We start from the raw sequence: 5949 nt of genomic DNA, 5'->3' as shown, positions 1-5949 counted from the left end.
ACGATCGCGGCATTGTTGCCGCCGAGTTCGAGGACCGAGCGGCCGAAGCGGCGCTGGATGCGCACGCCGACATCCTGCCCCATACGCACGCTGCCCGTCGCGCTGACGATCGAAATCCCGGGATGGTCGGCGATGATGCCGCCGCATTCGGCGGCGCCGATCGCGACCTGCACCAGATGCTCGGGCGCGAATTCATAATCGGCCGCGACCTTCTGGAGCAGCTTGCCGAACGCGAGTGCGGTCAGCGGCGTCTTTTCGGACGGCTTCCAGATCGCGCTGTCGCCGCAGACGAGCGCGACCGTCGTGCCCCACGCCCAGACCGCCGCGGGGAAGTTGAACGCCGAGATCAGCCCGAGCGGTCCCAGCGGGTGCCAATATTCGGTGAGCCGGTGCTCGGCGCGCTCCGACGCGATCGTCAGCCCGAACAGCTGGCGCGACAGGCCGACGGCATATTCGCAAATGTCGATGACCTCCTGCACCTCGCCGCGCGCCTCGGTCAGGATCTTGCCATTCTCGATCGTCAGCAGCCGCGACAACGTCTCCTTGTGCTCGCGCACGAGCTGGCCATAGCGCCGGATCAGCTCGCCGCGGTGCGGTGCCGGCACTTTCTTCCACGCGAGGAAAGCGGTCCCGGCCCTCGCGGCCATCGCGTCCATGTCGGCCGCGCCGTGCATTTTCAGCGTCGCGAGTTCGGATCCGTCGACCGGCGAGAAGACGCCGAGGTCACCACCCAGATCGTCCGCGAGCGACAGGCCGAGTTCGCCGAAAATATCGGCAACGGCATCGGCAAAGCCGTCCGGGGCCGGTTGCGGGGAGAGCGAGGTGTCGAGAGCGTTCATTTTTATATCCGTAAAAAGCGTTGCAGGAATATTGGGTCGGCCGGGGCCCGTTCAGCGCCGGTCGTGCGTGACGATGCGGCCGTCCTTGATGACGGTCGAGACCCGCTCGAGCACCGAAATGTCGCGCGCGGGGTCGCCTTCGACCGCGATCATGTCGGCATATTTGCCGACCTCGATCGTCCCGAGATCGGCCGACCGGTCGAGCAGCGCCGCGGCATCGACCGTCGCCGAGCGCAGCGCCGCCATCGGCGTCATCGGACCCTGCTCGACCATCAGGCGGAACTGGCGCGCGTTCTGGCCGTGCGGCGACACGCCCGCGTCGGTACCAAAGGCGAATTTGACCTTGTACCGGACCGCGAGCTGGATGTTGCGTCCCGCGACGCGGCGCGCCTCGGCCATCTTGGCGCGCACCTCGGGGCTCGCGTCGCCGTCCTTGCGGCCGTCGAGCAGGCCGAGCGTCGGCACCAGCCAGGTGCCGCGGGCCGCCATCAGCTTCGCGGTGTCTTCGTCGAGCCAGGTGCCATGTTCGATCGAATCGACCCCCGCGCGCACCGACGCCGCGACCCCCGCGCCGCCATGCGCATGCGCCGCGACCTTCAGTCCGAGCCCGTGCGCGGTGGTGACGATCGACGTCAGTTCCTCGTCGCTGAGGTGCTGGCCCAGCCCGCGCGCCTGCTGCGACATGATGCCGCCGGTCGAGGTGATCTTGATCAGGTCGGCGCCATATTTCGCGGCTTCGCGCACGCGCAGCGCGCATTCGACCGCGCCGGTGCAGGCGCCGGTATAGTCATAGGGATAGAGCGCCTCGGTCGCCTTGCGGTTGAGCCCCGACATGTCGCCATGCCCGCCGACGATCGATAGCGAGGTCCCCGACAGGAAGATGCGCGGGCCGGTGACGATGCCGTCGTTGATCGCGTCGCGCAGCGCGTGGATCGAATATCCGTCCGACCCGACGTCGCGCACCGTCGTGAACCCCGCCTCCAGCGTCTTTTTCGCGTTGGAGAAGGCGAACAGCGCGACATCCTCGGGCGTGTCGATCGCCGCCGACCAGAGCTTCGTTTCGGGGGAAAAGCTGAAATGGACATGCGTGTCGATCAGGCCGGGAAGCAGCGTCCGGTCCTTGAGGTCGATCACATGCGCACCATCGACGTCGACATGGCCCGGACGGATTTCGGCGATCCGCCCGCCGCGGACCACGACCGTGCTCGGCCCCAGCGACGTTTCGCCCGGAACCGCGATCACCGCGCCCGCATGGATCACCAGCGTGCCGGGGCCTTCCGCTCCGCCGGGCGCGGCGAGCGCCAGACCGGAAAGCGACGCGCCGATCGCCAGCGCCAGCGCCGACAATTTCCCCATGCCTTTCAAGCAAAATCTCCTGTCGGCCCCCATTGACCTGATGCCGCGAGGCCGCCGGTGCAGCGCGCTCCATTCGCATAGGAAGTTTTTGCTAGTTGAGCAATAATTTTTATGATAGGAAAATTCTAGAAATTATGCCGCAGACCGGAAATCGGGGAATTTCCGGCTGGGGAATTGGGCCAAAAAGGAGGGAAAAATGTCCAAGTTCGTGTCACGCCTGCTGTTGTCGTCGGCTCTTGCCTTCGCGATCACGCCGCTCGCGCATGCGCAGTCGGCGCCGCCCGAAGAGGAAGGCGCCGCATCCGGCGAAGGCAGCAGCGACATCGTCGTCATCGGGACGCGCCGCAAGGATCGCTCGGTCACCGACAGCTCGGTCGCGATCGACGTCATCGCCCCCGAACAGATCGCCACGACCGGCTATACCGACGTGAACGACGCGCTGCGTACGCTGGTGCCCGCGTTCAATGCCCAGCGCCTTCAGGGCAACGACGGCTCGTCGTTCGTACGCCCGGTCACGCTGCGCGGCTCGCCCGCCGACCATGTCCTCCTGCTGCTGAACGGCAAGCGCCGCCACCGCGCCTCGATCGTGCAGATCGGTACCGGCCACTCGTCGACCTCGGGCTCGCAGGGCCAGGATTTCAACGTCATTCCGCCGATCGCGCTGGCGAGCGTCGAGGTGCTGCGCGACGGCGCGTCGGCCCAATATGGCTCGGACGCGATCGCCGGCGTGATCAACATGGAGCTCAAGAAAGCCACCAGCGGCGGCTCGATCATCGCGCAGGCCGGCCAATATTATCAAAGCGAGGGCCGCACCTACGACATCCAGGGCCACATTGCGGTTCCCGTCGGCGATAACGCCTATTTCAACATCGCCGCGCAATATACCGATCAGGCCAAGGCCTATGCGAAAAAGGCGACGCACGCGGGCGCCGAAGCGCTGAAGGACCTTGGCGTACCCGGCGTGCCCGAGCATCCCGAAGGCAATCTCGATCCGCGCTACATGGCGTTCAAATCGGTGTGGAACGCCGGTATCGAACTCGGCGACGAACTCGAAGCCTATACGTTCGGCAACTATATGACCGGCAAGAGCGCGGTCACCTTCGGCCTGCGCCAGCCCTTCACCGCCGGCGGCCTGAACGGCCACGGCACCTACGCCAATTCGGCGTTCGACCTGTCGCCCGCGCATCCGCAGGCGTTCGACCTGACCGCCATCTATCCGGGCGGTTTCACCCCTGAATTCTCGGGCAATCTCGAGGATTTCAGTGCGCTGGTCGGACTTCGCGACCAGGTCGGCCCGTGGAACTGGGACCTCTCGGCGCGCTACGGCACCAACACCGTCGACTATACGATCACCGGCACGATCAACGCCTCGATGGGGGTCAAGTCGCCGACCTCGTTCAAGCCGGGTTCGCTCACCCAGCGCGAAATCCAGTTCGACGCCGAAACCTCGTACGAGCTGACCGACAATATCCTCGCCTTCGCCGGCGCCAGCTACCGCAAGGAAACCTATGTCATCGGACAGGGCGACGAGGCGAGCTACACCACCGGCCCCTTGCAGGACCTGCCCGCGGGGTCGAACGGCTTCCAGGGCTTCTCGCCCGAATTCGCCGGCAGCTTCGATTCCAAAAGCTATGCGGTGTTCGCCGAAATCGACGCCGACATCATGCCCTGGTGGAATTTTTCGGCCGCGGCGCGCTACGAGGATTATGACCAGTTCGGCGACAATTTCAGCTACAAGGCCGCAACGCGGTTCGAGCTGAGCGACGCCTTCGCCCTGCGCGGCTCGGTCAGCACCGGGTTCCGCGCCCCGGCGGCGGGACAGGTCTTCGGCACCAGCCTCACCTCGCAGCTCGACGGCGTCGGCGGCTTCATTCTCGACGCCGTTCTCGTCCCGGGTTCGCCCGCGGCGCGCGTCTTCGGTTCGGAGGCGCTGAAGCCCGAAACCTCGTTCAACATGTCGGCGGGCATGGTCTTCACCGGCTTCGACGGCTTCCTCGCCACGCTCGACTTCTACCAGATCGACGTCGACGACCGCCTGCTGCTGACGCCGTCGCGCAACACGACCCCGGCCGAGCGCGCCGCGCTCGCCGCGATCAACTTCCCCAACGGCGCGGACATCGAACAGGTGCGCTATTTCCAGAACGAGATGAACACCCGCGTCCGCGGCTTCGATCTCGTCAGCACCTATCGCCACAGCTGGTCGGACAATGCCTCGACCGACTTCAGCCTTGCCGTGAACTATAACGAACAGCATCTGCGCGGTGCGCCGCCGCCGGGCTTCAGCTCGGCGATCGTCACCGAATTCGAACGCGGCACGCCGCGCTGGCGCGGCAATTTCTCGGCGACGACCAAGGTCGGCGATTTCGCCTTCATGGGCCGCGCCACCCATTATGGCGCGTGGCGCCGCCTCGATGGCGCGACCTTCCTGCCGCGCAAGGCAGTGACGCTGTTCGATGCCGAGCTGACATATTCGGGCATCGAGAATGTCGATCTCAGCATCGGCGCGCGCAACCTGTTCAACATCTATCCGCCGGGCCGCGGCGCGGCACGTGCACGCGCCGGCCTGATCTATGATAACCACAGCGTATTCGGGGTTGCCGGCGGCTTCTATTATTTGAACGCCAAGTTTAAATTCTGATCTCGTCTGTTCGCGATCGGCGTATAATTTCCGGTGGGCAAATACGGAATTGGCATAGCGGATATGCCAATTCCGTAGCCTATCGGAAATTTGTGCTTTATAGATTGCGGTGGCTGATTGGCCGGACCCCTCCCCACCCGTCCCAATCGCCGACGCCGTACGATCTCGAGCAGTTAAGGATTGGAGACTTATGCCGCCCAGAAATGGAGACGAGCCGGAAGTATTAGGCGCGGTGCGCACCGCGAGACGGCCTCGTTCCGAGGGATTTCATCTGGGTGAGCGGTTACGCCAGCTCCGCAAGGAACGCGGGATGACGCTCGAGGATGCGGGACGCCTGACCGCGCTCGCCGCCTCGACGCTGTCGAAGATCGAAAACGACCAGATGTCGCCGACGTTCGACGTCGTGCAAAAGCTCGCGACGGGCTTCGACATCGATATCACCGAATTGTTCGCGAGCAATTCGGGTCAGGATGCCGCCGGCCGGCGCAGCGTCACGATGGACGGTGCCGGGCGCCTGATGGAAACCGCGGTCTACCGCCACCGGCTGATCGCCGCCGAACTCAAGAACAAGAAGATCCTGCCCTTCGTCACGACGATCAAGGCGCGCAGCCTCGAGGATTTCAAGAGCTGGTCGCAGCACAGCGGCGAGGAGTTCCTCTATGTGCTCGAAGGCGAAATCTGCTTCCAGACCGAGCATTACGAACCCGCGATCCTCGGCGTCGGCGACAGCATCTACATCAACAGCAGCATGCAGCACGCCGCCTATTCGACGAGCGAGGAAGACGCCGTCGTGCTGTGGGTCAACACCGGCTGATCGGGTGGCACCGCGCGCGGATCGAAGCCGGTTCGGTATGACGAAGGCCGCCTTCGACCCGTTGCCGCCCTCTCTTTCCTCGTCACCCCGGACTTGACCCGGGGTCCCGCTTGAGAGCGAAGCCAGCGAGTGCGTCAAAAAGCGGGATCCCGGGTCAAGCCCGGGATGACGAAGGTCAGGAAACGACCGGAAGCTGCCGATAGGGATGTGCACCCCGGCGAAAGCCGGGGCCCAGAGCGTAATCGCGCAATGTCAGCCTTCTGACGCCATGGACCCCGGCTTTCGCCGGGGTGCACAAGGGA

The 5949-nt window shown here is 65.0% G+C and carries 4 protein-coding genes; 2 read left to right on the top strand and 2 right to left on the bottom strand.

The features are described 5' to 3' along the window. Both VGD20_RS18535 and VGD20_RS18530 read right to left on the bottom strand, forming a co-directional pair. Positions 1 to 839 (bottom strand): aldehyde dehydrogenase family protein (locus VGD20_RS18535; RefSeq protein WP_331135853.1); only part of this gene is annotated, 839 nt, incomplete at its 3' end. Positions 840 to 890: 51 nt separating this feature from the next. Next, positions 891 to 2195 carry an amidohydrolase family protein gene (locus VGD20_RS18530; RefSeq protein WP_331135854.1) on the bottom strand — a complete coding sequence of 435 codons (1305 nt, stop codon included), beginning with the start codon at positions 2193 to 2195 and terminating at the stop codon, positions 891 to 893. Between the two features lie 196 nt (positions 2196 to 2391). Between VGD20_RS18530 and VGD20_RS18525 the strand changes: the two genes are divergently transcribed. Further along, positions 2392 to 4833, top strand: coding sequence for a TonB-dependent receptor (locus VGD20_RS18525; protein WP_331135852.1), 2442 nt, complete (start codon positions 2392 to 2394; stop codon positions 4831 to 4833). A 190-nt stretch (positions 4834 to 5023) separates the two neighbouring features. After that, a complete protein-coding gene (locus VGD20_RS18520) occupies positions 5024 to 5647 on the top strand; it encodes a helix-turn-helix domain-containing protein (RefSeq protein WP_081940382.1) in 624 nt (207 codons plus the stop codon). Positions 5648 to 5949: the final 302 nt, after the last annotated feature.

Source organism: Sphingopyxis sp. (assembly GCF_036402335.1).
Taxonomy (GTDB): Bacteria; Pseudomonadota; Alphaproteobacteria; order Sphingomonadales; family Sphingomonadaceae; genus Sphingopyxis.
This window is presented reverse-complemented; position numbering and strand designations above follow the sequence as displayed.